General features: G+C 53.3%; 16 protein-coding genes and 7 pseudogenes. 10 read left to right on the forward strand and 13 right to left on the reverse strand.

Annotated elements, in window-relative coordinates:
* Positions 1-661: 661 nt before the first annotated feature.
* The 5 pseudogenes from JZM30_RS03990 (at position 662) to JZM30_RS04015 (ending at position 5,927) form a co-directional block, all read left to right on the forward strand.
* Positions 662-1,069, forward strand: a pseudogene (locus tag JZM30_RS03990) (ExbD/TolR family protein).
* Position 1,070: 1 nt separating this feature from the next.
* A pseudogene (locus tag JZM30_RS03995) lies at positions 1,071-1,793 on the forward strand (energy transducer TonB family protein).
* Between the two features lie 38 nt (positions 1,794-1,831).
* Positions 1,832-3,944, forward strand: a pseudogene (locus JZM30_RS04000) (TonB-dependent receptor).
* A gap of 109 nt (positions 3,945-4,053) precedes the next feature.
* Positions 4,054-4,691: pseudogene (locus JZM30_RS04010) on the forward strand (MotA/TolQ/ExbB proton channel family protein).
* Positions 4,684-5,927, forward strand: a pseudogene (locus JZM30_RS04015) (phospholipase D-like domain-containing protein). The pseudogenes JZM30_RS04010 and JZM30_RS04015 overlap by 8 nt, the downstream one beginning before the upstream one ends.
* A gap of 145 nt (positions 5,928-6,072) precedes the next feature.
* Here the strand turns inward: JZM30_RS04015 and JZM30_RS04020 are convergent.
* The 5 genes and pseudogenes from JZM30_RS04020 to glnA form a co-directional block, all read right to left on the reverse strand.
* On the reverse strand, positions 6,073-6,195 hold the full coding sequence (locus tag JZM30_RS04020) for a YshB family small membrane protein (RefSeq protein ID WP_252317645.1): 123 nt from the start codon (positions 6,193-6,195) through the stop codon (positions 6,073-6,075).
* Between the two features lie 483 nt (positions 6,196-6,678).
* Complete coding sequence (gene glnG / locus JZM30_RS04025; protein ID WP_252317647.1) at positions 6,679-8,091, reverse strand: nitrogen regulation protein NR(I); 1,413 nt, start codon at positions 8,089-8,091, stop codon at positions 6,679-6,681.
* Positions 8,092-8,099: 8 nt separating this feature from the next.
* Positions 8,100-8,804, reverse strand: a pseudogene (gene glnL / locus JZM30_RS04030) (nitrogen regulation protein NR(II)).
* A gap of 50 nt (positions 8,805-8,854) precedes the next feature.
* Positions 8,855-9,025, reverse strand: coding sequence for a hypothetical protein (locus JZM30_RS04035; protein ID WP_252317648.1), 171 nt, complete (start codon positions 9,023-9,025; stop codon positions 8,855-8,857).
* 17 nt (positions 9,026-9,042) lie between these two features.
* Complete coding sequence (gene glnA / locus JZM30_RS04040; protein WP_252317649.1) at positions 9,043-10,452, reverse strand: glutamate--ammonia ligase; 1,410 nt, start codon at positions 10,450-10,452, stop codon at positions 9,043-9,045.
* Positions 10,453-10,823: 371 nt separating this feature from the next.
* On the opposite strand from glnA, the gene typA reads away from it, so the two are divergent.
* The 4 genes from typA to fabY all read left to right on the forward strand — a co-directional run bounded on the left by typA (position 10,824) and on the right by fabY (position 14,977).
* Entirely contained in the window at positions 10,824-12,647 is a 1,824-nt protein-coding gene (gene typA, locus JZM30_RS04045; protein WP_252317650.1) for a ribosome-dependent GTPase TypA, read from the forward strand.
* A 169-nt stretch (positions 12,648-12,816) separates the two neighbouring features.
* Positions 12,817-13,455 carry a glucose-1-phosphatase gene (gene yihX / locus JZM30_RS04050; protein ID WP_252317651.1) on the forward strand — a complete coding sequence of 213 codons (639 nt, stop codon included), beginning with the start codon at positions 12,817-12,819 and terminating at the stop codon, positions 13,453-13,455.
* 68 nt (positions 13,456-13,523) lie between these two features.
* Complete coding sequence (gene dtd / locus JZM30_RS04055; RefSeq protein ID WP_252317652.1) at positions 13,524-13,964, forward strand: D-aminoacyl-tRNA deacylase; 441 nt, start codon at positions 13,524-13,526, stop codon at positions 13,962-13,964.
* A gap of 71 nt (positions 13,965-14,035) precedes the next feature.
* Positions 14,036-14,977, forward strand: a complete 942-nt coding sequence (gene fabY, locus JZM30_RS04060) for a fatty acid biosynthesis protein FabY (protein WP_252317653.1) — start codon at positions 14,036-14,038, stop codon at positions 14,975-14,977.
* 11 nt (positions 14,978-14,988) lie between these two features.
* On the opposite strand, the gene JZM30_RS04065 is transcribed toward fabY, so the two are convergent.
* From JZM30_RS04065 to gmk, 7 genes are all read right to left on the reverse strand, one after another.
* Positions 14,989-16,680: an AsmA family protein gene (locus JZM30_RS04065; protein WP_252317654.1), complete on the reverse strand. Its 1,692-nt coding sequence runs from the start codon at positions 16,678-16,680 to the stop codon at positions 14,989-14,991.
* A gap of 161 nt (positions 16,681-16,841) precedes the next feature.
* Positions 16,842-18,236: a nucleobase:cation symporter-2 family protein gene (locus tag JZM30_RS04070; protein ID WP_252317656.1), complete on the reverse strand. Its 1,395-nt coding sequence runs from the start codon at positions 18,234-18,236 to the stop codon at positions 16,842-16,844.
* Positions 18,237-18,503: 267 nt separating this feature from the next.
* Entirely contained in the window at positions 18,504-20,588 is a 2,085-nt protein-coding gene (gene recG, locus JZM30_RS04075) for an ATP-dependent DNA helicase RecG (RefSeq protein ID WP_252317657.1), read from the reverse strand.
* A gap of 11 nt (positions 20,589-20,599) precedes the next feature.
* Positions 20,600-21,292 carry a tRNA (guanosine(18)-2'-O)-methyltransferase TrmH gene (gene trmH, locus JZM30_RS04080; protein ID WP_252317658.1) on the reverse strand — a complete coding sequence of 231 codons (693 nt, stop codon included), beginning with the start codon at positions 21,290-21,292 and terminating at the stop codon, positions 20,600-20,602.
* Positions 21,293-21,367: 75 nt separating this feature from the next.
* Entirely contained in the window at positions 21,368-23,470 is a 2,103-nt protein-coding gene (gene spoT, locus JZM30_RS04085) for a bifunctional GTP diphosphokinase/guanosine-3',5'-bis pyrophosphate 3'-pyrophosphohydrolase (RefSeq protein WP_252317659.1), read from the reverse strand.
* A gap of 18 nt (positions 23,471-23,488) precedes the next feature.
* Entirely contained in the window at positions 23,489-23,764 is a 276-nt protein-coding gene (gene rpoZ, locus JZM30_RS04090; RefSeq protein WP_252317660.1) for a DNA-directed RNA polymerase subunit omega, read from the reverse strand.
* Positions 23,765-23,817: 53 nt separating this feature from the next.
* Positions 23,818-24,441, reverse strand: a complete 624-nt coding sequence (gene gmk / locus JZM30_RS04095) for a guanylate kinase (RefSeq protein WP_252317661.1) — start codon at positions 24,439-24,441, stop codon at positions 23,818-23,820.
* Positions 24,442-24,773: 332 nt separating this feature from the next.
* Between gmk and JZM30_RS04100 the strand changes: the two genes are divergently transcribed.
* Complete coding sequence (locus tag JZM30_RS04100) at positions 24,774-25,310, forward strand: Ail/Lom family outer membrane beta-barrel protein (RefSeq protein ID WP_308167118.1); 537 nt, start codon at positions 24,774-24,776, stop codon at positions 25,308-25,310.
* A 15-nt stretch (positions 25,311-25,325) separates the two neighbouring features.
* Here the strand turns inward: JZM30_RS04100 and JZM30_RS04105 are convergent.
* Positions 25,326-26,846, reverse strand: a pseudogene (locus JZM30_RS04105) (EAL domain-containing protein).
* Between the last annotated feature and the right edge of the window lie 118 nt (positions 26,847-26,964).

Below are 26,964 nucleotides of genomic sequence, written 5' to 3' on the forward strand. Positions count from 1 at the left end.
CAGTAGCATGCCGGGACTGAGCAATAATAGTTTTTTTAATTTTTCATACCTACTAAAATCATTAATAAGAATAAGTCGAGAAGGGATAGCTACTTACTCCCCTCTTTCATTTTTATCTTTTTCACTTCGAGTTTTACTCTAAAAAAATAATGTTGTTTGGTTTTTTATAATAATTATGCTTGAGCTGTTAGATAATTAAGGGATGGCTACGCTGCGTAATATTTGTATTCGTAATATATACAAGAGATAAGACGGTATTAAGAAAATGTAAAAAACTCCTAAACTGTCAAAAAGTTAATGTATTGCTATTCGTTTTTTATTTCTACGCCTCTCTCGCCCCTTCATGATTCCTTAGTTTTCAACTGATTCAACCGCCCCACAGGATAAAGTTCAGCAGCGCTTTGGGAAAATAAACGTTCCCCTTTCAGACATGCCTCTCATCTGTAAGAAAAGTATCAAATCAATGTGATATTGAGAAAATTACACCAAAAAACCACCCGCAATGAAAAAATAATCAAATAAGTGTAAACAAATTTAAATATGCACTCTCTATAGTGGCCGCTTTGCTTTGGCAGCTAACCATTCCGTGGTGGCTGCCATCTTTGGGGACCCAATCATCCTTGCGTGTCATCGCCAGACGCCAACGACGGGAAGAGAGAAAATGAGAAACTGGAACGAACCAAAAAGAAACAAAGCCCATATTGAGTTGATCCCAATGATCGACGTCATGATGTTTTTACTGGTGTTTTTCGTCCTGATCAGTATCAACGTCCTTCCTGCCACGTGTCTGAAAACCCAACTTCCCTCTGCCAGCAGCGCCCAACAGCTAAAACCGCAGAAAAAAGCCATCGTCACTCTAGGTGAACAAGGCCAACTGCAACTGGACGGTTCACCCATCCTGATTACCGATTTGGTCAGCACCTTAAAACAGCAGCAACAGGCTGGAGAGATCACCACCATTATCGTCAACAGCGATAAGTAGGTGGCGGTTGAGCGTCTGGTCACGGTGATGGATACCCTGCGTCAAGGTTGGTTTACCTCGGTTTCAATCGCAACGCGGAAGCAGTGACATGTATTGGCTTTATCGTTCACGTCATGCCATCAGCTGGTTGCCGCTGCCCGTAGTGGCTGCATGTCTGATGGTGATGACACAGCAAAGCGCGCTCAACGTTCAGCCCCAGTATGACGACAGTGTCATGGAGCTGTCACACCGCCTGCGCCGCCCGAAGCGGTGATTCCCCCAGAACCGGAAATGCCCCCCCGAGGAAACGTTGCCAGAGCCGGAGCCTGTTGAGACGCCAGAACCGATCGTTGAGGCACTGCCACCGAAAGCCGAACCGAAGTCGGAGCTCAAACCCGAGCCCAAACTGGTGCCCAAGCCAAAGCCTGCTCCAGCACCGCGCCCCGCGCCTGTTACCACGTCCGTAAAAGCTGCCGTGGTAAAAGCCGCTGACGTGCCCACGCCTGCGCCGCCGAAAGTGAACGTTCAGGCGTTGGAAAACAGCTATATCCAGGCGTTGCGTGGCCAGATTGAGCAGTTGAAGCGCTATCCAACGGGGCGTCAAGCGTCATTGGAGCGCCCGGAAGGAAACGTCGAAATCTGGCTGGAGGTCGATCGCAACGGCCGCGTGCTTAACAGCGGCATTAATCAGAAAGCCGCCAGCATGCTGCTCAACCGAGCGGCAACCAGCACGTTACAGAGCATCACGCAGGTCAGGCCCTTTCCGGCAGAGGCGTTTGCCGGGCAAAACACCAAACGTTTTTTAGCCACATTCCACTATCAAGCGCAGTGAGCGCCTATACACAACATTGAATCAGGGTAATTAACACAATGAAATTATTCACAGTTTCAAGGATATCTCTCTCCGTCGCGGCCGCGTTGTGGTCGGGAACCGTGCTGGCAAACGATGCAACAGACATCGGCTCCATTCAGGTAAAAGGTGCGCCGTTGGGTGAGGGGATGATGATTCAGGAAGAGAGTGCGAAATCTCGCTCGACGGTAACCAAAGAAGCGATGGATAAGATGCCTGCTACCGGTAACGCCATCGATAAGTTGAAATACACCGCCGGCCTGAATGTCAGCAGTAATGACTCTACCGGCCTGAGCGGTATCGATTACACCATGCGCGGTATGAGCAATGACCAGATCGGTCTTTCGGTTGATGGCATCCCGATGAACGATTCGGGCAGCTATAACGTGTATGCCAACCAGTTGGGCGATGCGGAAAACCTTGAGCAGATTTTTGTGACCCAGGGTTCTTCAGAGATGAATGGTCCGCATATCGGCTCCAGAGGCGGCAATATCGGTCTGGTGACGAAACGCCCAGCCAAAGAGTTTGGCGGATTCATCAAACAGACCTTTGGTAGCAATAACCTGAGCAAGTCACTGATTCGTTTGGAAACCTGGCTGCATGACGGCTTCAGTAGTTGGTTATCCTACTCCTACTCCTACTCCTACTCCTACTCCTACTCCTATACCGATGCCGATAAGTGGCGTGCCAAAGGAGCCACCCGTTCCAACAAGCTGGAATGGAACGGCCTGTATGAAGATGACAATGGCAACAGCAGCAACCTGCTGGTTAAGTACAACAAGCAGGACATGAATAACTACAATACGCTGAGCAAAAGCACCTTCCTGAATCAGGGACGCTACGTCGATTACCCGACCACGCCAGAATATAACAGCCGTGGACAGTTCTCACGTTACTACAAGATTAACCGCAACCCGTTTGAAAGTCTGAACCTCACCTTCACGCAGAAACTGCAACTGCGCGATAACCTGTCGCTGACGCTGCAACCCTATTACTACTGGGGCAACGGCGGCAGTTTCAGCGGTCAATCGGCCTATACGCTTTCTTCCACTACCAACGATAAATCTGGCAGTTATGATCTCAGTAACCTGAGCAGCAATACTTACTATCGCCCTTCTTGGACAGAAACCTGGCGTCCGGGCATCACCAACACCCTGAAATGGGATGTCAATGACCAGCACAGTCTGGATATAGGTTACTGGTTTGAACGCGCACGCCAACGTCAGACGCAGCCCTATATCGGTATTAAAGAAGACGGTAACCCGATCGATCTTTCCGGCAAACCCAACAGTTCGCACTTAGTGAAAGATGCCAACGGCAAAGTGATTCAGGGGCGCAACCAGTTCACCGTGACACCAGTGCATAAATTCTGGTTGCAGGATACCTGGTTTGTCTCCCCCGACTGGACGCTCACTGGCGGTCTGGCCTGGCAGCACGTGAAACGTGACGGGCACGATCTGGGCAGTTTGAGTTCTGTGGAGGCGAAAAAGGCGCGCACCTATAAAGAGTTTCTGCCGAGCTTTAGTACGGCGTACAAAATTAACCCAGAAAATCAGGTGTTTTATAGACTGACGCGCAATATGCGCATGCCACCTAACTACGTGCTCTATAACCTGGGTGATTCCATCAACACCAAGCCAGAACTGAGCTGAGCTGAGCTGAAAACTGCCGCATAACTTAAATTACTTTGCCTCTTACACCTATACCGATACCAAGCAGAGAGACGATATCGTCACCAACGGCTTCACGCTGCCAACCACCGGCAAACGTTCCGCCAACACGCCGAAGAACATGCTTAATCTGGGCGTAGGTTATGACGATAGCCGCTACTACGCAGGCATCAATGGCTGTTATACCGGCGCATTTTACGGTGACATGACCAACGATGAGAAAATTGGCGGGCGTACCGTGGTCGATCTCAATGCCGGCATTCACTTGCCGGTAGACAAGAAGATCATCAAAAGTGCCACGCTGCGTTTCAACGTTAACAACGTGTTCGATAAGGAATATCTGGATTCCGCACGTACAGTGGTATTCAACGCCGCTGTGCACAATGGCGTTCGAGCCAGCACGCCTTATTACAACGTGGGTGAAGAGCGCACCTTTAGCGTGTTGCTGGACGCCACCTTCTAATCACTCACAAACCTGATATCCCCTGGCGGAGTTTACCCACAGGGGAATTGCTTATTACCGTTACGCGTCAGCAAGGGCGTGACACGCACCGAAGGAAAATCAGACCATTATGAACGCAAACGATCTGCACGATATTATTTTCTACGTGATGTATGCCTCGCTGGTGGCGGCACTGATCATCATTATTGAACGTGGACTGTTCTTTGCTTATACACGCCGTCAGACCATGCGCTTGCTCCGTGCGTTGACCGCCGACATTCGCCATATTCACGATCTCCCTGCTGAGCTCAGCCAGCGCAACAGCCTGCCGGCAACGATGATTGCTCCGCTGTTGCCGCAGGCGGTAGATCGAGACCGTGATGAGCTCAACGATCTGATTGATACCCAATATCTGCAAAGTAAACCGTACATGACGCGAGGATTGTGACTGCTAGAAACCATTGTCACCGCAGCGCCGCTGCTGGGCACCATTATGGGCATTATCGAAACCTTTAAGGCACTCTCGGCTGCTGGGATTTCTGACCCAAGTCAGGTTTCCTCCGGGATATGGGGACAGCACTGTACGCCACGGGGCTGGGGATTGCCATCGCGCTGATGTGCCTGCTGGGAAACAATTTCCTGCAAAGCCGCATGGAGCACATCAATGAAGTGTTGAAAGTGCTGTTGCTGCGTGCCAGAATGCCGCATACCCGCCAGCCAGTCAAGCCTGCGGCGGCGCAGGAAAATGGAGTAAAGCGCTATGCGTAGCGTGTGGGCTATTAAACGCGCTGGACGGCAGTGGGTGTCGGGCTCGGGCTGTGTTTGGTTACCCCCTTCGGCGCTGGCGGATTTCAGCATCCCCGGTTATGAGTTGGTGTATACCGCGCCAGTAGAAACCGCGTTACAGGCCCCGGATCTGCGTGCGCCGGATGCTGTTTGGAGTGTGCTGTTCGATGAAGCGCAGCATAGCCTGTCGTTGGGGGAGTTCTACGTTGCCAATCAGAGCGGCTCGCGGCTTGATAACGTGTTGCAACATCTGCGCAGCGCGGGAGAGCGCGGTGTAAGAATTCGTTTTTTGTTAGAAGAGAAGGGCATTGCACTGTCAACGCCGGAAACGTTGGCGCAGTTGAAGGCGATTCCCAATCTGGAACTGCGGGTCATTCCTTACGGTAAGCTGACCGGCTGGATTCTGCATGCGAAATACCTGCTGGTGGATGGCAAACGTGCCTACGTCGGCAGCCAAAATTTTGACTGGCGTTCACTCGAGCATATTCACGAAACCGGGTTGCTTATTGACGACCCCAGCGTGGTAAACAGCTCAATGCGGTGTTTGAGCAGGACTGGCAGGCGCAGCAAGCACTGGCGCAAGGTATCGCCGTCAAGCCAGTTATGCAGACTGCTGAGCAGGATGATTCGCGCCCGAATAACTATCTGGTTGCCAGCCCCAAAGCGTTCAACCCATCGGGCGTGCTGGATTCTGAAACGGAATTGCCACGCTTACTGGCGCAAGCGAAAACCCGCGTGCGCATTCAGGTAATGGACTATGCGCCGCTCTCATATGGTCCGAACCGTACTCGTCCCTATTATGCGTTGATAGATAATGCGTTACGCAGCGCAGCAGCACGTGTGGTGAAGGTGGAGTTAATGGTGGCGAACTGGAGCACCAAAAAGCCGAACATTGCTTATCTGAAAAGTTTGGCGGTGCTGCCGAACGTTGAGGTGAAAATCGTGACATTGCCTGAGGCAAGCAGTGGGTTCATCCCCTTTGCCCGCGTGATTCACAGCAAGATCATGACCATTGATGAGCAAAAAGCCTGGGTGGGTACCAGTAACTGGAGCGGTGGTTACCTTGATAACTCGCGCAATCTGGAGATTGTGATGCAAAGCCCGGCGATGGCTGCGCGTATTGATGCGTTGTACGCCCAGTTGTGGAACAGTGACTACGCGCAACTGATTCAACTGGATAAAGATTATCCAGCACCACGCCCCGGTGGGGCACATTGATTCAAGGAAGAGCAAAAAAAAACGCCCCGAGGTTAGCGGGGCGTTTTCTGGTTAAAACGTTTTATAGTTAAACAACGTCATCATCGAGATGATGGGGGATGTTATTGTGATATAGGACATCAGCCCGATGGCATGTCGGTCAGGCCTAAATAAAGAAATTGATCAATGCAGCGCACAGAATCGCAGCAATGGCGGTTTGCGGTGAGTGACCCGCCGCTACGCCAAGCTCAGCGCCGTGTGTCGCCGCAGAAATAAATAAATCTAGCATGGTACTTTCTCCTGAATCAGCGACACGATCATACTGCCGGCCTATTTTATGTAAAGAACAAAATATCGACAATTTTGTGCGCTGGCTTGTAATTTCAAGCGATACCTATGAGGGCACGGTAAACGGAGCGTAAGAGTCACGCTTGTCATCGTTCTGGGTGTTGGCTGGGGGGCTCATTTTGGCGAAATGCGCGTTATCTGTGGGGGGACTCCACAAATTTAGGCCGAGTCTTTTTGTTGGTACCGTGAATGTTTCGTGCGCGTTAACCCAAGCGGTTATTTACATCGTACATCGCACGCGCCCGACACAGGGCGCTCAATCGCCCTGGCTTTCCGCGGGAAATAACGCTGCTACGCGGTGCCTTCGGAGCCCGAGCCCACTGACGTTCGCGGCGTCCTGCCGCTCACCCAGTGGTCTCGTTCCCCTCAGCGTTATTTTTTACGCGATATAACGTCAAACAATTCAAAAAGTAAAACCATGCAGCTATTCCATTCCCAGCTCTTTGAGCTTGCGCGTCATGGTGTTACGTCCCCATCCCAACAGGCGAGCAGCCTCTTGCTTATGACCCTGCGTATGGCGTAACGCGGTAGTGAGCAGCGTTCTTTCCATCTCCGGTTGCGCTTCCGAGAGCAGGTTTTGATGACCGGAACGCAGCGCCCGATCGGCCCATTGCGCCAGCAGGGTTGCCCAACTGTCTGGTAGCATGTGCACCGTGGCGTCGGGTGCCGTGGTTTCAAACAGCTCTGGCGGCAGATCCTGAATCAACACCTCTTGCCCCGCGGCCATAACGGTCAGCCAGCGGCAGGTGTTCTCCAACTGACGCACGTTGCCCTGCCAGGGCAAGCGCGTTAACGCCGTTTCCGTTTCCGGGTGCAGATTTTTGGGTTCCACTCCCAGCTCTTTGGCGGTTGCCTGCAAGAAGTAGCGTGCCAGCCGCTGAATATCTTCGCGCCGTTCACGCAGTGGAGGCAGATGGACGCGAATCACATTGAGACGGTGAAACAGGTCTTCGCGAAATTTGCCTTCCTGAACCCGTAGCTCCAGATTTTGGTGGGTTGCGGCGATGATACGCACATCCACTTTCACCGCTGCATAGCCACCGACGCGGTAGAACTGCCCGTCAGCCAATACGCGCAACAGCCGCGTTTGCACATCCAGAGGCATATCGCCGATTTCATCCAGAAACAGGGTGCCGCCATCGGCCTGTTCAAAACATCCCTGGCGAATCTGATTCGCGCCGGTAAACGCCCCTTTTTCGTGACCAAACAGCTCTGACTCGATCAGATCCTTGGGGATGGCCGCCATATTCAAGGCGATAAACGGTGCTTTGGCGCGCGGACTGTGGCGATGCAGCGCATGTGCCACCAGCTCTTTACCGGTTCCCGATTCCCCGTTGATCAGCACGCTGATAGATGAACGGGAGAGCCGGCCAATAATGCGAAACACATCCTGCATGGCCGGCGCTTCACCAATGATATCGGTGGTGGGGCCATTGAGCGGTTGCGCGCGGACCGGCTGCTGCTGTTCCAGATAGTGACTGATCGCACGCTCAACCAAAGCGACAGCTTCATCGATATCAAACGGTTTTGGCAGGTAATCAAATGCACCCTGTTGGTAAGTGCTTACCGCAGCATCCAGATCGGAGTGCGCGGTCATAATAATCACTGGCAGCATCGGATGACGCTGTTTGATCTGTTGAAGCAGCGCCAGACCGTCCATGCCCGGCATGCGAATATCGGACAGCAGTACATCTGGCGTTTGGGTTGCCATCGCGTGCAGCGCCTGATTTCCGTTATCAAAGGTGGCACAGGTCAACCCCGCCCCAGTGAGCGCGCGCTCCAGCACCCAACGGATGGAGCTATCGTCATCGACAATCCAGACTATCCCTCGTTGCATCGTGAACCTCACTGGCGAATGGGCAGGTAAACCGAGAATTCGGTATGGCCTGGCAACTGTTAAATTCAATTTTTCCCGAATGCTGATCGATCAAGTTGCGCGCGATCGATAATCCCAGCCCAGTGTCGCCTTCGCGACCGCCTACCATTGGGTAAAACAGCGTGTCTTGCAACTGTGCAGGGACGCCAGGGCCATCGTCTTCGATATCAATACGCGCCGCCAAGCGATAGCGCACGCCGTGCAGCGTGAGTTGAAAAGCGGTGCGCGTGCGCAGCGTAATGGTGCCGCCTTCTTTACCCAGCGCCTGGAGCGCATTGCGGGTAATGTTTAGCAGCACTTGTTCAATCTGGTCTGGGTCATGGGTCAGCTCTGGCAGGCTGGGATCGTAATCTTTCACCAGCATCACGTTGTCAGGTTTTTCTAACGAGACCAACTTGCAGACGCGCTCAACGACCTGATGAATACTTTGTGTTACGTGTAAACCCGGCTGCTGCGGCCCTAATAGCCTATCCACCAGATTGCGCAGGCGATCGGCCTACTCAATGATCACTTTAGTGTATTCCGTCAGCGCGGGGTCGGGCAGCGCTTTGCGCCAGCAACTGCTGGGCAGCCGGATTAGAATAGTGGATTGCCAGGTCGTTATCCAGCAATAAAATACTATTGATCAAAGAATTGAGGATCTGCCCAGCATCGGGCAGCGTGCCTGTTGCCATAACGCAGACTCCTGCACCCTCGCGGTGCATTGTAGTTTAGATGATGGATGTTACGTCGCAACGGCCAATATTGATGATAAAGAAATAAGGCCGGTGGTGAAAAAAGCCCATCCGAAGATGGGCTGAAAAGTTTCCACGGCAACAAAAACAAACTTCTTATAATTCTGTTGATGCTCGGTCATGGCAGGGTTCAGCACGCCCACCACGCCGAGGTAAATCATGAGTACGCAGTCGTTGATTAAACGCTGTAGTACAGTTCGAACTCAACCGGGTGCGGCGTCATGCGAACGCGATCGTTCTCTTCACGGCGCAGACCGATGTAAGCATCGATAGCGTCGTCAGTGAACACGCCGCCCGCCGTCAGGAATGCACGGTCAGCGTCCAGCGCGTTCAGTGCTTCTTCCAGAGAGCCTGCAACCTGTGGGATTTCATTCGCTTCTTCCGGCGGCAGATCGTACAGGTTTTTGTCCATGGCATCGCCAGGGTGGATCTTGTTCTTGATACCATCCAGGCCAGCCATCAGCAGTGCGGCGAAGCACAGGTACGGGTTAGCCGCCGGGTCTGGGAAGCGCACTTCGATACGTGCAGCTTTCGGGCTGGAAACGAACGGGATACGGATAGAAGCAGAACGGTTACGTGCGGAGTACGCCAGCATTACCGGAGCTTCATAACCCGGGACCAGACGCTTGTAAGAGTTGGTGGTCGGGTTGGACAGGGCGTTGATCGCTTTAGCATGTTTGATGACACCGCCGATGTAGAACAGCGCTTCTTCAGACAGGCCAGCGTATTTGTCGCCGGAGAATTTGTTGGTGCCGCCTTTGGACAGGGACATATGGCAGTGCATGCCAGAGCCGTTGTCACCGAACATCGGTTTCGGCATAAAGGTGGCCGTTTTGCCGTAAGCTTGCGCTACGTTGTGAACAACGTATTTGTAGATCTGAATTTCGTCCGCTTTTTTGGTCATGGTGTTGAAGCGGGTTGCCACTTCGTTCTGACCAGCCGTTGCCACTTCGTGGTGGTGAGCTTCAATAACCAGACCCATTTGTTCCATTACCTGGCACATCTGAGAACGGATGTCTTGTGCGGAGTCAACCGGTGGAACCGGGAAGTAACCGCCTTTCACTGCCGGACGGTGGCCTTTGTTGCCGCCTTCGTATTTGGTGCCGGAGTTCCAGGCACCTTCGATGTCATCGATAGCAACGTGAGAGCCGGAGATGCTGCTGCCGAAACGAATGTCGTCAAACAGGAAGAATTCAGGCTCTGGTCCAAACAGAACGGTATCCGCGATACCGGTGGAGCGCAGGTACTCTTCAGCGCGTTTCGCGATGGAGCGCGGGTCGCGATCGTAACCTTGCATGGTGTTCGGTTCCAGAATGTCACAACGAATGATCAGCGTCGTGTCTTCATAGAACGGGTCCAGTACAGCGGTGATTGCGTCAGGCATCAGCACCATGTCGGATTCGTTGATACCTTTCCAGCCACCAATGGAGGAGCCGTCGAACATTTTGCCTTCTTCGAAGAAGTCAGCGCTAACCTGGTGAGCTGGAATGGTGACGTGCTGCTCTTTACCCTTGGTATCGGTAAAGCGTAAGTCGACGAATTTAACTTCGTGCTCATTCAGCATCGTCAAAACATGTTCTGCGGACATACTTGGATCTCCCGATTTGTCATTTATTGTCGTGGAACGAATATCGTTATGGAATGATGTTTGTTACCGTAATAGGGTTTAAGCTAAAATCATGCCAACTCTACGCATGGGGTTGGGAGGCGTTGTTTTCAGGCTTTCATTGAAGGCAGTGCCTGCACCATTAGCGTTCGTTGCACTATTATGGTTCATAATCACCAAAATAGTGCACTGTTTATGTGCGTTTGTTTACTTTCTCTGCGCCGTTGCACCGTGAAAGGGATCACAAAGCAAGCACCCCTGGGTTGTTTATCGCTTAGGAGTGTGATCTTGTTTGGTCCCTCGCTTAATCCGTGTACAATAGCGCGCTATTTCTAAATGCCTGAGGCAAAGCTGTGATCGAGAATTTGCGTAACATTGCTATTATTGCGCACGTTGACCATGGGAAAACTACCCTGGTTGACAAGCTACTACAACAATCTGGAACATTGGGTGAACGAAATGACGCCACTGAGCGCGTTATGGACTCCAACGATCTGGAAAAAGAACGCGGTATCACCATTCTGGCGAAAAACACCGCCATTAACTGGAGAGATTACCGTATCAATATCGTTGACACCCCAGGACACGCCGATTTCGGTGGTGAAGTGGAGCGTGTAATGTCTATGGTCGATTCAGTGCTGCTGCTGGTAGACGCAATGGACGGCCCGATGCCCCAGACCCGTTTCGTTACCCAAAAAGCTTTTGCCTATGGCCTGAAACCGATCGTGGTCATCAACAAAGTTGACCGTCAGGGCGCGCGCCCTGACTGGGTCGTCGATCAGGTGTTCGATCTGTTCGTCAACCTGGGTGCTACCGACGAGCAACTGGATTTCCCTATCGTTTACGCGTCTGCGTTGATGGGTATCGCCGGTTTGGATCACGAAGAGATGGCGGAAGACATGACGCCGCTGCTCGAAGCGATCGTCAAACACGTTGAAGCGCCGAACGTCGATCTGGACGGTCCGCTGCAAATGCAAATCTCCCAGCTGGACTACAACAGCTATGTGGGTGTTATCGGTATCGGCCGTATCAAACGCGGTCGAGTTAACCCGAACCAGCAAGTGACGATTATCGATGCGGAAGGTAAACGCCGTAACGGTAAAGTGGGTCAGGTGTTGGGCCATTTGGGTTTGCAACGTATCGAATCTAGCGTCGCAGAAGCGGGCGATATCATCGCTATCACCGGTCTGGGTGAACTGAACATCTCCGACACCATCTGTGATACCGCTAACGTTGAAGCTCTGCCGCCGCTGTCGGTGGATGAGCCGACCGTTACCATGTCTTTCGGGGTTAACACCTCGCCGTTCTGCGGTAAAGAAGGCAAGTTCGTGACCTCTCGTCAGATTCTGGATCGTCTGAAGAAAGAGCTGGTACACAACGTTGCTCTGCGCGTAGAAGAAACCGAAGACCCGGATACCTTCCGTGTGTCTGGTCGTGGCGAACTGCACCTGTCAGTGCTGATCGAAAACATGCGTCGTGAAGGTTTCGAACTGGCGGTTTCTCGCCCGAAAGTTATCTTCCGTGACATCGATGATCGCCGTCAGGAACCGTTCGAACAAGTTACCGTTGATATCGAAGATCAGCATCAGGGTTCCGTCATGGAAGCGCTGGGCCTGCGTAAAGGCGAAATGCGTGACATGAACCAGGACGGTAAAGGCCGTGTACGTCTGGATTACATCATTCCAAGCCGTGGTTTGATTGGTTTCCGTACCGACTTTATGACCATGACCTCCGGTACTGGCCTGCTGTACTCCACCTTCAGCCACTACGACGATTTGCGTCCGGGCGATATCGGCCAGCGTCAGAACGGTGTGCTGATCTCTAACGGTCAGGGTAAAGCGGTAGCCTATGCGCTGTTCAGCTTGCAGGAACGCGGCAAATTGTTCCTGGGCCACGGTGCAGAAGTGTATGAAGGCCAGATCATCGGTATTCACACCCGCTCCAATGACCTGACGGTTAACTGCCTGACGGGTAAAAAACTGACCAACATGCGTGCTTCCGGTACTGATGAAGCCACCGTGCTGGTGCCAGCGGTGAAAATGTCGCTGGAGCAAGCGTTGGAATTTATCGATGACGATGAATTGGTTGAAGTGACTCCGCTGTCTATTCGTCTGCGTAAACGTCACCTGACCGAAAACGATCGCCGTCGCGCCAACCGCGGGCCGAAAGAGGGCTAATCCGCCGCTCTTTACAAAACCGTTCCAGGGCGCTTTCAGGCGCCCTGCCTTTTTCCAATCCCGCCTGCCCGCCGTGAGTATTTCGTATACGTTTTAGTTATGTTCCTCCCTGTTTAGCCGCCATGTTTCCCGCTACAGTGAAAAAAAACCATGGCGTCTGGAGGGCGAAATGCTTTATATCTTTGATTTGGGTAACGTTGTCATTGATATCGATTTCAACCGTGTGTTGGGCGTGTGGAGTAAGCTGAGCGGTGTGCCACTCGCTACGCTGAAAGAGCGCTTTACCATGGATGAAGCCTTTGAACTGCATGAGCGCGGTGAGATCAGCGATGAAGAATTTGGTGCCCGACTGAGTCAGGAAATGAGCATGCTGCTGAGCTACGAGCAGTTTACGGCGGGCTGGCAGGCCATTTTTGTTGCGCTGCGTCCTGAGGTACTGGATGTGATGCAGCAACTGCGCCAGCAAGGACATCGCGCCGTGATTTTGTCTAACACCAATCGCCTGCACTGCGCGCATTGGCCCGCTCTGTTTCCAGAAGTGGCCGAGGCCGCTGATTATCTCTATCTGTCACACGATATCGGGATGCGTAAACCGGAGGCGAGAATTTATCAGTATGTGCTGACGCAAGAGCAGGCAACCCCGGCGCAAACGATCTTCTTCGATGATAACGAGCAGAATATTGCCACTACGCAAGCGTTGGGGATTCGCAGCATTTTGGTGACCGATCGCGATACGGTGCCACAGTTTTTTGCAGAACATCCCATTTCCCCTGCACACAATACCGTCGCTAACGCGAGTAAGCTGTGATAAAAACGGTTGGCATTTTTGATAATAAATCGATTAAAAGAACAGCGGTTCAGGAGTGGTTGTCGTTTATGATTGCGTTGTTAATTCAGCGTGTTACCCGCGCCAGTGTGACGGTGGACAATGCCATTGTGGGGGAGATCGCAGGCGGATTGTTGGTGCTGTTAGGCGTCGAGCAAGGGGATGATGAACGTAAGGCGGCGCGCCTGTGTGAGCGCGTGCTCGGCTATCACATTTTCAGCGATGAGCAGGGCAAGATGAACCTTAACGTGCAGCAAACCGGGGGCAGCGTGTTGGTGGTATCGCAGTTCACGCTGGCGGCGGATACGCAAAAAGGCATGCGGCCCAGCTTTTCCCGCGGCGCAGAACCTGCCGAGGCGGACAGGCTGTATCAATGTTTTGCCACCCAGTGCCGTGAACGAGGCACCCACACGCAAACCGGCCGCTTCGCGGCAGATATGCAGGTTGACTTGGTTAACGACGGGCCAGTCACGTTCTGGCTTCAGGTGTGACGATGCCGTGCGCGGCAGCGCGCCCGTTGTCACCGATATGCAACACCGCCAATCGGAAGGAGGAGGAGGCAATGTATCACCTGAGAGTGCCTGAAACCGCTGAAGAGATGAACGCCTACTACCAATTCCGCTGGGAGATGCTGCGTAAGCCATTACACCAGCCATTAGGGTCGGAACGGGATGCCTATGACGCGCTGGCGCACCATCAGACCGTGGTGGATGAGCAAGGGCGGTTGGTGGCTATTGGACGCCTCTCCATTAATGCCGATAACGAAGCCGCCATTCGCTTTATGGCGGTGCATCCCAGCGTGCGGTGCAAAGGGCTGGGCACACTGGTAGCGATGACGCTGGAGTCCGTCGCGCGTCAGGAAGGCGTCAAGCGCGTGGTATGCAGCGCGCGGGAAGATGCCGTGGCGTTCTTTACCAAGCTGGGCTTTTCCCTGCAAGGGGAGATCAGCGCACCGCAAACCACCCCCGTGCGTCATTATCTGATGACCAAACCCATTGCTTCACTGTATGATATCCTGCATCGCCCTGATTGGTGCGCACAGTTGCAGCAAGCCTGGTATGACCATATCCCGCTCAGTGAAAAAATGGGCGTGCGAATCAACCAATACACTGGGCAAAAAATTATCACCACCATGCCGGAAACGGGCAACCAGAATCCGCACCATACGCTGTTTGCCGGTAGCCTGTTTTCATTGGCGACGCTGACTGGATGGGGACTGATTTGGTTATTGCTGCGTGAACGGCATCTGGGGGGCACCATAATTCTGGCCGATGCGCATATCCGTTACAGCTCGCCGATTACCGGCCGCCCCAGCGCGGTGGCCGATCTAGGCTCGCTGAGCGGCAACCTTACGCGTCTGGCGCGCGGGCTTAAAGCGCGCGTGCAACTGAACGTTGAGCTGTTTGGCGATGATAAGGCCGGTGCGGTGTTTGAAGGCGTGTATATCGTGCTACCCGCGCAGCCTGCCGATCCCTTGGAACAAGGCGGCTCGGAAGCCGGGTAGCTGTACGGTCATTAGTGCGCGCTGCTCACTTCACCGTGTTGAATCTGCTGCCTTACGCCGGTGCCATCGCTGGTGGTCCCCTGTAACAGACCGTTCAGCGTCGGTTTAAGCGGCGTGTTGGCGGCCAGATTTCCCGTTAAACGCAGTTGCAGATTGCTGTCGGTGCTGGGAAGGGTTTCAGACGCTTGCCAGCCCCAGTGTGTCAAGGTATCCATCGGCACTGAACGCCCGTTTAGTGACAGTGTGAATGCGCGGCCTGGCTGCTGCTCAATAGTGGCCTGCGCCTCAAGCAGACCACGTTGCGTAAATGCACTCAGTTCGGTAATGGCTATTTGCGCATCGCCGGCGTTTAGCGCGAGAGAAGGGCGGCGCACATCGAGTTTGTTGAAGGTGGCATTGCTGGCGTTCAGGTTCAGTGTGCCCTGCCAAACGCCCCACTGTTGCTGACGCGCCAGCAACAGATTATTGCCGTAGCCACCCAGCGCGGTGAGCTGGAACGGGAAATCCGGGTTGATGTCGATGAGCAGGTTGCGGTTAGCGCGGAACTTCTTCACCCCAACATCGCTCAGCCAGTCCGGTAATGTCTTCTGCCAGCGCTCACGCCAGTCCATGGGCAGGGTATACTCCATCCCAGCGACCACGACTTCATTCAAGGTCAGACGGTGGTTATTGCGCGTCCACATGCCATCGGTGCGCATCAAACCGCCTTCCCAGCGGGTTGTAAACTGTTTGATAGCCACCCCTTGCGGCGAAACGGCAAGGTTAACAATAGGGTCAATCAGGTGCATGCTTCCGTTGACGATGTCGCTGGCATTAAACGACAGCGTGCCGTCGTCGCTTTCCCAACTGTGCTGGCGGAAGGTGATATTTTGCAACGTGACGTCGAGATCGCTAAACGCCCAGCCGGGCCCTTCAATGCGTGCATCCACCATATCGAAGCGGGAAACCGCTACCGAAGGCAGTTCGGCCACCGGCTGCCAGAAATCTTCCAGCGATTTTGTTGTTTGTAAACGCACATTGCTCAGGCGCAGGTTATCCACCTGCCAACTGCCATCTTCTGCACGTCGGGCATTACCAGTTAACTGACCGCCCGCAACGTCTGCACCAAAATTGGTTAACGTGAGCTGGTTGTTGTTGATCTCACCCTGAATCAGCACCTGGCTGGCGGGAACGTCATTGAGGCGCAGCGAGCGAGCGCTGAGTTGAAAATTACCCTGCGTGCCGAGCAGATGCCCCTGTTCTGGCTGCCAGGGGGTGATGCCACCGTTAATTTGCTGCCCGTTCAGCGACCAATCACCGTCTTGCGATTGCAGCGCCATGGTGCTCAATTGCAGCACATCGGCCATGAACGGAACGGCAATGCTGTTGCCAGGCAGCAGATTTAATGTACCTTCCAGTTCCAGGCTGGCAAAGTGGCTCGGTTCTGTCAGTTGGCGTGCGCTTAAACCAAAGGATATTTTACGTGCCGCCAGGGTCAACGGCTGCCCTTTGACGCCAAAGGTGACATCGCTGAACACGATATGGTCGGTTTCTGACCAGTTATGCTCGATTTTTCCCAGCGTTAACTGGTAGTCAGTATTGTCATTTACCCAAGAAGTGACGCGGTTTGCGGCCCAGTGGGTTTGCAACACAACGTAAATGATGACCAGTGCCAACAGGGCTAGCAACAGCAAGGTGAGCAGTAGTTTCCCGAGAAATTTCATCGTATCAGTCCATGCCTTGTCATCGTGAGTACTTGTGTTATGCCGCAATTCTTCCTGCGTCTCAATACTTAACCGTGGTTACAGACAATAAAAAACGGCCAGTGTTTCCACACTGGCCGTTTTATCATACCCAAGTTGGACGCTATTGCCTCTGCCTGGTTTTATTTTTCTTCGTGCGGTAAGACAAGATTAAGAACAATCGCGGTAATACCCCCAGCGGCAATGCCGGAGGAAAGCAGGGTTTTCAGCCAATCCGGTGCGAATTGCAGAATCAATGGCTGCTGTGATACGCCCAGGCCGACAGCCAGCGACAGTGCAATGATCATGATGGCGCGGCGGTTAAGCGGCTCGCGCGAGACAATACGCACGCCAGAGGCTGCAATGGTACCGAACATCACGATGGTCGCGCCGCCCAGTACCGGTTCAGGGATGTGCTGCACAAAGCCGCTGACTGCCGGGAACAGGCCCAGCACGATCAGCATCAGTGCAACCACAAAACCCACGTAGCGGCTGGCAACGCCGGTAAGCTGAATAACGCCGTTGTTCTGGCCGAAGCAGGAGTTAGGGAAGGTGTTGAAAATGGCGGACAGGCAGGAGTTCATGCCGTTAGCCAACACGCCGCCCTTAAGGCGCTTCATGTAAAGCGGGCCGCTAACTGGCTGTTCGGAAACGTCGGAGGTGGCGGTGATATTACCGATGGTTTCCAATGAGGTCACCATAAACACCAGCATCAGCGGAATAAGCAGGTTCCAGTCAAAGCCGAGGCCGTAATAGAGCGGTGTCGGGATCATGATCGCTGAGGTGTGCGTGGCCGACGTGTCTTGCGGCAGCATGCCCATCGCCCAGGCGGCAAAATACCCGACCGCCATGGCAATCACCAGAGAGGCGACGCGCAGGTAGGGGTTGCGCTGGCGGTTCAGCAGGATGATAACCAGCAGGACGATAGCGGCCAGTGCCAGATTTTTGGGGGCACCGAAGGTGTGATCGTTCATGGCAGTAAAGCCGCCGCCGATCGATGTTAATCTCACCTGAATCAGCGACAGGCCGATAATCATCACGACCACGCCGGAGACCAGCGGCGTAATGATGCGGCGCGCCAGATGCAGGAAGCGGGAAAGGATGATTTCAGTGAAAGACGCCACCATCAGAGTGCCGAACAGTGCGGCCATCATGGTGGGCACATCGGCACCGCCATTTTTTAGCGCCAGACCACCCATGATTAACGGGGTAACAAAGTTAAAGCTGGTGCCCTGAATAGAAAGTAACCCCGATCCTACCGGACCCCAGGTTTTAATTTGCAGAATGGACGCCAGGCCGGAAGCAAACAGCGACATGCTGATGATGTGCTGGGTATACTGCGCGGGCAAACCGAGTGCCTGGCAGATCAGCAGGGCTGGGGTAATCACCGCCACAAACATAGCCAGAAGATGCTGGCTGGCGGCAAACAACGTTTGCGCTAACGGTGGTCTGTCTTCCAGACGATAAATCAATCCACTGTTACGGGGCGCAGCAGTTGGCGTCTCCGTTTGGGGCAGTTCCGTGGTGGTGGTAGTCATAATCAAGAGTGTCCTGAAACGGCAAAGAGGGCATTTTAATGATCTGCTTTGCAAAAGCAATCGTTTGCGGGGCGATTACAAAACAATCTTGTGTCATGTCTGATGACGGTAGGGATTTTTTGAATACCTCGTTATCAATGTGTCAAAAAACGTCGATTTTTTTATCGTGGCGACGAGCAATTTAATGCTTAGAGGAGGGGGGGCTTTATACGCGTGCTGCACTACAAAGGTTATTTGCTACCTTTTTTCTGCGTCTCACCTAGGGCGCTAGGCATTGGTATAGCGCACTCGCTCCGGTAACCAACGTTCAATTAGCGCTTTGGCATGTTCTGGATAGTGTGCATGAAGGTGACGAGCCACGCGCTGTACTTCGGGGATCAGTGCCTGATCGCGCAGTAAATCCGCTACTTTAAACTCGGCGCTGCCGGTTTGCCGTGTACCCAGCAGTTCGCCGGGACCGCGAATCTCTAAATCCCGTTGCGCAATAACGAAACCGTCGTTGCTGTCGCGCATCACCTGCAAGCGCTGCTGTGCAGTTTTACTTAGCGGTGTCTTATAGAGCAATACGCAGTGGGAGGCGATGGCACCACGTCCGACTCGACCGCGCAACTGGTGCAATTGTGCCAGACCCAGCCGCTCTGGGTTTTCGACGATCATCAGGCTGGCGTTGGGCACATCTACCCCCACTTCGATGACCGTGGTTGCCACCAGCAGTTGCAGTTTGCCCTGTTTGAATGCCTGCATCACCGCCTGCTTCTCTTGCGCTTTCATCCGGCCGTGTACCAATCCAATTCGCAGACCTGGCAGTGCGGCCTTCAGTCCTTCGCAGGTGGCTTCAGCGGCTTGTGCTTCCAGCAGGTCGGACTCTTCAATCAGCGTGCAGACCCAATAGGCCTGTCGCCCTTCTTCCCGACAGGCACGATCGACGCGGGTGATAATATCCTCACGGCGAGAATCGGGGATGGCGACCGTTGTCACAGGCGTTCTGCCCGGCGGCAGTTCATCGATGACCGACGTATCCAGGTCGGCATAGGCAGTCATCGCCATCGTGCGTGGGATTGGTGTTGCTGTCATGATCAACTGGTGAGGGTGAAAGCCCTGTTCCACCCCTTTTTCCCACAAGGCTAGTCGTTGATGCACACCAAAGCGGTGCTGTTCATCGATGATCACCAGCGCTAGCCCACTAAATTGCACCTGCTGCTGAAAAATAGCGTGCGTACCCACGATCATACTGACCTGACCATTGGCAATGGCTTCTTGTTGCGCAACGTGTGCTTTGCCCTTTTGCTTGCCGGCCAGCCAGCCGACCTCAATGCCAAGGGGTTCAAACCAATGACGAAAGTTTATGGCGTGTTGTTCCGCGAGCAGTTCGGTGGGTGCCATTAACGCCACCTGTTTGCCGTTAGCGATGGCGCGCAGTGCCGCCATGGCCGCCACCAGCGTTTTTCCAGAGCTGACATCCCCTTGTACCAGACGCATCATGGGGAGAGGTTTCTCCATGTCGGCTTCAATGTCGTTGATGACGCGGGTTTGCGCCTGAGTCAGCGCGAACGGGAGGGCGGCCAACAGTCGCGTTTTTAATTCGTCCTGTGCTTGCAGTGCAAGGGCGCGATGGCGCTGCGCACCGGCGCGTACCGCCAGCATGCTTAAGTGATGCGCCAGCAGCTCTTCCATGATTAAACGCACTTGCGCTGGGTGTTTGCCGTGCTCAAGCTCATTCAGTTGCGTGCCTGCCGGGGGACGGTGCAGAGTATGTAACGCTTCAGGCAGCCCAATCATGCCGCGGCTTAGCTCCCGCGGCAGCAACTCTTCTATCGGTTGTGCATCCAGACGCTCCAGCGCCTGATCGGTCAATTTGCGCAGCGTGGCCTGGCGCACTCCTTCCGTGGTTGGGTAAACCGGCGTCAGTGAGGCCTGTAATTCCACCGGTTGCTGTGCATCGCCCTGTACGCGGTATTCTGGGTGGATAATCTCTGCCCCATTCTTACCTCGTTTGATTTCACCGTAGGCGATAACGTGCTGGCCTGGAGCCAGGCTATTTTTCATTGCGGCATTGAAGTTGAAGAAGCGCATCGTCAGCACGCCGCTGCCGTCGCTGATTTGGCAGGTCAGCATACGTTTGCGTCCAAAGACGATATCGTTGCGCAACACGTCACCTTCCACGGTGGCATAGATACCGGGCAGCAGGTCACCAATAGCGTAGAGGTGGGTGCGATCTTCGTAACGCAGCGGCAGGTGCAGCAACACGTCCTGCACGGTTTCCAACCCGAGGCGCGCGAGTTTAGCCGCCTGACTGGCACCGACCCCCGTGAGGGTGTTCAACGGTTGGTTATTCAGCAGGTGGCTTTTCATTGGCGCTCTCGCTATTCGGCGGCGGATTGCATGGCTGCCCACCATGCCGTGTCGGCAATGATCTGGCCCTGATTGTCGATGCGCGGGCGGGGGAGTTTTTTCCGCGTCGCTACGCGCGCCAGCACCGGATAGCCTCCTTCGAACAGCAAGCGCTGTTGTTCATTGTCATAAAGCATGCCCGCTTCACGCTGGTACATACCCGCGTTTTGACGTTGGCGTTGGGCTTCGTAAAGGATCAGCGCAGAAGCGACCGACACGTTCAGGGATTGCACCATGCCGATCATCGGAATGATGATGTCCTGGTCGGCCAGCGCGAGCGCTTCCTGCGTGATGCCGGTTTTTTCCTGACCGAGCAGGATGCAGGTCGGTCGCGTGTAATCTACTTCACGAAAATCGACCGCTTTGGCTGACAGGTTGGTCGCCAGAATCTGCATGCCTTGTGTTTTTAAATGCGAGACGGCATCGGAGATGGTGCGATGTGTTTTGACCTGTACCCAACTGTTGCTGCCTGCTGCTGATGACACCAGTGTACGCATGCGGCTGGTAGGCCAAACGGCGTGGACTTCGTGGACGCCAACGGCATCGGCGGTACGAATTACAGCGGAAATATTGTGGGGTTTGTGCACCTGTTCCATACACACCGTCAAATCGGGTTGACGGCTTGTCAGCATCTCTTGGATGCGGGCGTAGCGTTCTGGTGTCATACGATGTCTCTTGCGTTATCCCGGTACCATATGTGCGACCGGGATCGTCAGGGCTATCATTGGTTACGGTGGCGATCAGTTGCGATTACGGGTCACTTTGATGACATCCGGCATCACGCGGATTTTACGCATGACGTTAGCCAGATGTACCCGATCGCGCGTGGTCAAACGGATAAAGGCGCTATACACGCGTCCATCCCGCTCTTCCGTATTGATACTCTGAATATTGGAGTTGGCGGCATTAATCGCTGCGGTCAGGTTGGCCAATGCTCCCTGATGGTTGAACATGTCGACTTTAATCTCAGCGATAAGCTCTTGTTCGGTAACCTTATCCCACTCGACCGCCATGAATTTTTCTGGCTCTTTCTGGTAGCCGCGAATGTTTCGACAAGACTCATGGTGAACCACCAAACCTTTACCGGGACTGACGTGGGCCACAATCGGGTCACCGGGGATCGGGCGGCAACATTTGGCGAACGTAATCAATACGCCATCTGCGCCTTTGATCGGCAGCTTGCGCAAACCGGTGTGCTCTTGCTGTAACGGCTGCTCATCCAACAGGTTTTTCGCTACGACGATGCTCATGGCGTTACCGAGGCCAATCTCTGCCAGCAGGTCATCGAGCGAGGTGAGTTTCATGCGATCCAACTCAAGCTGGATGCTGGTTTGTGGAATATCGCTGAGCTTTCTGCCATTACCCAAAGCATGATTTAATAAACGACGTCCCAGGCTCACGGAATCGTCACGCTTGAGATTCTTCAGCATTTGGCGAATCTTGGCGCGAGCGCGCGAACTAACGACAAAGTTTAACCATGCCGCATTGGGGCGAGCGCCGGGAGCGGTAATGATCTCCACCGTTTGCCCACTGCTCAGCGATTGAGAGAGCTGGTAGGGCTGTCTGTCGACGCGGGCGCCGACGCAGGCATGCCCGATATCCGTATGTACCGCGTAGGCAAAATCGACCGGTGTCGCGCCTGCCGGTAGCTCGATGATGCGTCCTTCCGGAGTGAACACATACATTTCATCGGGGAACAGATCGGATTTGACGCTCTCGATAAACTCGAACGAGCTGCCCGCACTTTGTTGCAGCTCCAGCAGGCTCTGCATCCATCGCTGTGCACGGACCTGTGCCGTAGTGCTGCTTTCACCTTCTTTGTACGCCCAATGTGCTGCCACACCCATTTCGGCCATCTGGTCCATGTCTTCGGTACGGATCTGTACTTCGACCGGCACGCCGTGCGGCCCAATCAACGAGGTATGCAGCGATTGGTAGCCGTTCGCCTTCGGAATAGCGATGTAATCTTTGACGCGGCCAGGACGCGGTTTGTACAGGCTGTGCACCTGTCCGAGCACGCGATAGCAGGTATCCAGCTCTTTAACGATCACCCGAAACGCGTAGATATCCATGATGGAATGGAAACGCTGTTCTTTCAGGTGCATCTTGCAGTAGATGGAATAGAGATGTTTTTCGCGTCCGCTGACGCGACAGGGTATGCCTGCTTCGTTCAACCGCCCTTCGATTTCGGAAAGGATTTTTTGGATCATTTCCTTGCGGTTGCCGCGCGCGGCTTTGACCACTTCCTTGATCACACGATAACGGTTTGGATACAGCGCCTCAAAACCCAGCTCTTCCAACTCGGTTTTCAGATGATGAATACCCAAACGGTGCGCCAATGGGCTGTAAATTTCCAGCGTTTCACGCGCAATACGACGACGCTTGTCAGGACGCAGCGAGCCCAGTGTGCGCATGTTATGCGTACGGTCAGCCAGTTTGATGAGAATAACGCGGATGTCCTGAACCATCGCCATAATCATCTTGCGGAAGTTCTCGGCCTGCGCTTCTTTCTTGTCGCGGAATTTCAGCTTGTCCAGCTTCGAGACGCCATCTACCAGTTCGGCGACGCTCTTGCCGAATTGTTGCTCAATATCCTGGTAGGTAGTGGAGGTATCTTCGATGGTGTCATGCAGCAGCGCGGCCATCAGCGTCTCATAGTCAAGACGCATCTCCGCCAAAATACCGGCAACAGCGACGGGATGGGTGATGTAAGGTTCACCGCTGGAGCGAGTCTGCCCCTCGTGAGCATCACGTGCAACAATATAAGCCCGCTGAAGGCGCTTGATCTGGTCTTCCGGCAGATAGCGCTGTATCAGCAGATTGAGGCTTTCGAAGATATACAAGGGCGACCCGTAGCGAGATTAACGACGACTTTCAGCAATCGCGGTGACCGCCTGGATCTCTGCGGCTTCTTGCTCTTGCTGTTCCTGAAGCTCACGCACATCCAGAATCTGGTTGTTGATCAGGCCTTCTTCGATTTCGCGCAGCGCAATCACGGTGTATTTGTCGTTCTCTTCAGGGACCAGCGGATCTTTTCCGCCTGCTTGCATCTGGCGGGCGCGGCGAGCAGCGACCAACACCAGGTCAAAACGGTTACCAATTTTCTCAACAGCGTCTTGAACAGTTACGCGTGCCATAATGTGCTACTCCACAGGAAATAAAATGACTGCGCATCATACTGAAAGTGATGTCAGTCTGCCAATAGTTTGGTGATTAATGCATCATGCCGCAATGCCTGGCGGCTCAGCAATAGGCGTTCAGCACGGATGATGGTTCTCAGATCGGACAGCGCCAGATCGAAATCATCGTTGACGATCAGATAATCGTATTCCGCGTAGTGTGTCATTTCAGCCACCGCTTGCGCCATACGTCGTGCAATCACCTCATCGCTGTCCTGGCCGCGACCGCGCAGACGGCGCCCCAACTCTTCTTTGGACGGCGGCAGAATAAAGATACTGCGCGCCTGCGACATCCGGCGGCGGATTTGCTCTGCGCCCTGCCAATCGATATCCAGAAAAATATCTACGCCGGTTGCCAGCACCTGCTCAATGGCGGCTTTGGACGTGCCGTAGTAGTTGCCAAACACTTCGGCGTACTCAAGGAAGGCATCTTCCTGAATCATACGCTTAAATTCATCCACAGAAACGAAGAAATAGTGTTCTCCGTGGTTTTCCCCCGGGCGTTTGGCTCGGGTGGTGTGGGAAATCGACACCTGGGTGTCATACAACGGCTGCGTTTTCAGTAACGCATTTATTAAACTGGATTTTCCCGCGCCGCTGGGGGCAGAAACAATGTATAACGTGCCTTGAGCCATAATAATGAACGTAATGTATGGTGAATGTGATGGGTCGATTGGACTGCCTTGCCTGTGCCAATTTTTCGCATTATACACGATACGCGCACTAATCTTTACCGTTGCTTCACCGGATATCACATCTTGTGATGACTGGATTCGTGATCGCTTTCGATAGTTTGCTTAAATTTTCATGTGATATGCATTTTTCGCGCGTTCTTTGGTTTCTGAGGCGTTTTGGTGTGTGCCAGCATAACGGCAGAAACGTACAAGGATGCGCTTATGAGACAATCTGTTCTCCAATATACGCTCTGTCTTTGGGATGTTACATATCATAAACGGAGCGTGTGAAAGTGAATATCAATAAAAAGCTATTGGCATTATCTGTGGTATTGGCCGCAATAAGTGGCTGTGTTATCGCTAAGGCAGATACGCATACACTCAGCCTGGGTTATTCTCAGGGAAAAGTGACTGATTTTAAAAATCTCCGTGGTGTCACAGCGAAATATCACTATCAGCCTGACGGTTCACTGGGTTTTATCAGCTCGCTAACCTATATGGGTGGATCTAAAAACTTTGATATCAATGGATATAAAGGAAATGCACCGATAAAGTATTATTCGCTGTTAGTGGGTCCATCTTATCACGTTAATGAATTTGTTAGCCTTTACGGTTTAGTCGGTGCCGCACATGGTAAAGCGAAAGGATCTGTAACTAATCATGCTGGCGATTATGACTCTGGTAAAGGTAACGATACCGTTTTTGCCTATGGTGCTGGTGTTCAGATAGTGCCAGCAGCAAATTGGAGTATTGATGTGGGCTATGAAGGATCAAAGTTCAAAGCAGTAAAAATCAACGGATTTAATATCGGCCTTGGCTATCGATTCTGATCCCGAATCGCGTGGCTACGCCGAAGTGGACTTCGGCGTTTCCTTTCCCTCTAGAGAATTTGTCATCGCATGCTCGTCGTCAGGCGTAAACGGATGCTTGGCGTGGTAATGCTGCCACACGGTAAAATTTTCATTATCCATAGGTTTGGCATACAAAAATCCCTGAATGTAGCCCACGCCGTGTTGTGTCAGGTAGTGAAGCTGACGCGCGGTTTCCACCCCTTCTGCTACTATCTTCAAATTAAGGCGGTGAGCGAGACTTATAATGGTATCTAAAATCGGCGTCTCTTCTTCCTGTGACGAAATAGTGCGAGCAAACTCCTGATCGACTTTCAAGTAATCAAGCGGGAAGCTTTGCAGGTAAGACAGAGAGCAATGGCCAGTGCCAAAATCATCAATCTCGACATGTATGCCTTCCTGACGTAGTTATTGCAAGCGCTGCGCCACTTCCGGTCCTTCGCTAATGAGACTGCGCTCGGTCAGTTCTAGCGTTATCAAAGAGCGGTGGGCCGCCACATTCGCCGCAAACTGGCGGATATCGGCGATAAATTCGCTGTCTTGCAGATGCTCAGCCGACACATTCAAGCCCAGATGAAAATTCGGCTCGATATGCCAACTGGTAACGTCTTCCTCCACCAGTTTCAACAAATGGCGTGTTAGTGGGATAATCATATTTTCCGCTTCAGCGGCGGCAATAAACACATCCGGGCGAATCCACTGTCCATCGGCGCGCCGCCAGCGCAATAACGCTTCTGCGCCGGTGCAGCGTTGTGCCTCGGTACCGTAAACCGGCTGATAGTAGACAGAAAACTCATTGTCGGTGATGCCGCGGCGTAATTCGTCCTGAAAGGAGAGCTTGCGTTTTTGCCAATACAGCGCGGCCAGAATAAACAGCGCGGAAAGTACCAGTGTGAGCGGCAACAGCGTCAGAAAGGCAAACTGCCAGGCCTTACCCATTTCTGCAGCGGGAGCGGTAATGGAGACAACAATGGGGAAGCGTTCCGATGTGATGTGATATTCGACACCAGAAAGCCATTCAGGTTGATGCGGTACGGTGGTGGCACTGGGATGAATCAAATCGCCATCCCCCACTCTGATATTCAGTTGAAAGCCGCGCAGCTTGTTGACAGCATTCATTAGCGTCACCAGATATTGCGCATCAACCAGGCCAAAAGCACCCCAACCATCGTCCGGCGTGCGAATAAAAATGAGTGTTGGGCTGATGTCGGCATCTTTGATCTGATCGGCAGAGAGGCTCCAGGCGGGAGGTAATTTTTCCGGAAGCGGCATCATGATCACATCGCTGATTTCCAGAGCGTTATGGGCAAACAGCGAGGAGCAGTAAATGCTCTTGTCATAGGTCAGGCCGATGGAGCGAAAATAAGCGAACTGCGCGCTGAGCCGTTGGAGATCGTCTCTGATATCCTCACACAGCTTTCCTTGCAGCGGTTGCAGGGCTTCCAGCAGTGACCAGGCGCGGTGGTAATGCTTTCCGCCTGATCGAGCGCCAGCGTTGCCGTGGATTGCAGATCCCATTGCCCGATTTGTCGTGATTCAACAAAGGTGAAAAGTAATATCAATAGCAATGGGAATACCCCGGCGCAGAGAATCAGCCAGCGGCCCCGTTGTTGCGCGCGTTTATGCTGTGGACTCA

The organism is Candidatus Symbiopectobacterium endolongispinus (genome assembly GCF_018777385.1).
Classification (GTDB): domain Bacteria; phylum Pseudomonadota; class Gammaproteobacteria; order Enterobacterales; family Enterobacteriaceae; genus Symbiopectobacterium; species Symbiopectobacterium endolongispinus.

Bases quoted from the DNA above. Each gene is read 5' to 3' on its own strand.
- rpoZ (WP_252317660.1), bottom strand. From the start codon at position 23,764: ATGGCACGCGTAACTGTTCAAGACGCTGTTGAGAAAATTGGTAACCGT.
- fabY (WP_252317653.1), top strand. From the start codon at position 14,036: ATGTATCACCTGAGAGTGCCTGAAACCGCTGAAGAGATGAACGCCTAC.
- JZM30_RS04065 (WP_252317654.1), bottom strand. From the start codon at position 16,680: ATGAAATTTCTCGGGAAACTACTGCTCACCTTGCTGTTGCTAGCCCTG.
- gmk (WP_252317661.1), bottom strand. From the start codon at position 24,441: ATGGCTCAAGGCACGTTATACATTGTTTCTGCCCCCAGCGGCGCGGGA.
- glnA (WP_252317649.1), bottom strand. From the start codon at position 10,452: ATGTCCGCAGAACATGTTTTGACGATGCTGAATGAGCACGAAGTTAAA.
- yihX (WP_252317651.1), top strand. From the start codon at position 12,817: ATGCTTTATATCTTTGATTTGGGTAACGTTGTCATTGATATCGATTTC.
- trmH (WP_252317658.1), bottom strand. From the start codon at position 21,292: ATGACACCAGAACGCTACGCCCGCATCCAAGAGATGCTGACAAGCCGT.
- JZM30_RS04020 (WP_252317645.1), bottom strand. From the start codon at position 6,195: ATGCTAGATTTATTTATTTCTGCGGCGACACACGGCGCTGAGCTTGGC.
- JZM30_RS04035 (WP_252317648.1), bottom strand. From the start codon at position 9,025: ATGATTTACCTCGGCGTGGTGGGCGTGCTGAACCCTGCCATGACCGAG.
- recG (WP_252317657.1), bottom strand. From the start codon at position 20,588: ATGAAAAGCCACCTGCTGAATAACCAACCGTTGAACACCCTCACGGGG.
- dtd (WP_252317652.1), top strand. From the start codon at position 13,524: ATGATTGCGTTGTTAATTCAGCGTGTTACCCGCGCCAGTGTGACGGTG.
- glnG (WP_252317647.1), bottom strand. From the start codon at position 8,091: ATGCAACGAGGGATAGTCTGGATTGTCGATGACGATAGCTCCATCCGT.
- JZM30_RS04070 (WP_252317656.1), bottom strand. From the start codon at position 18,236: ATGACTACCACCACCACGGAACTGCCCCAAACGGAGACGCCAACTGCT.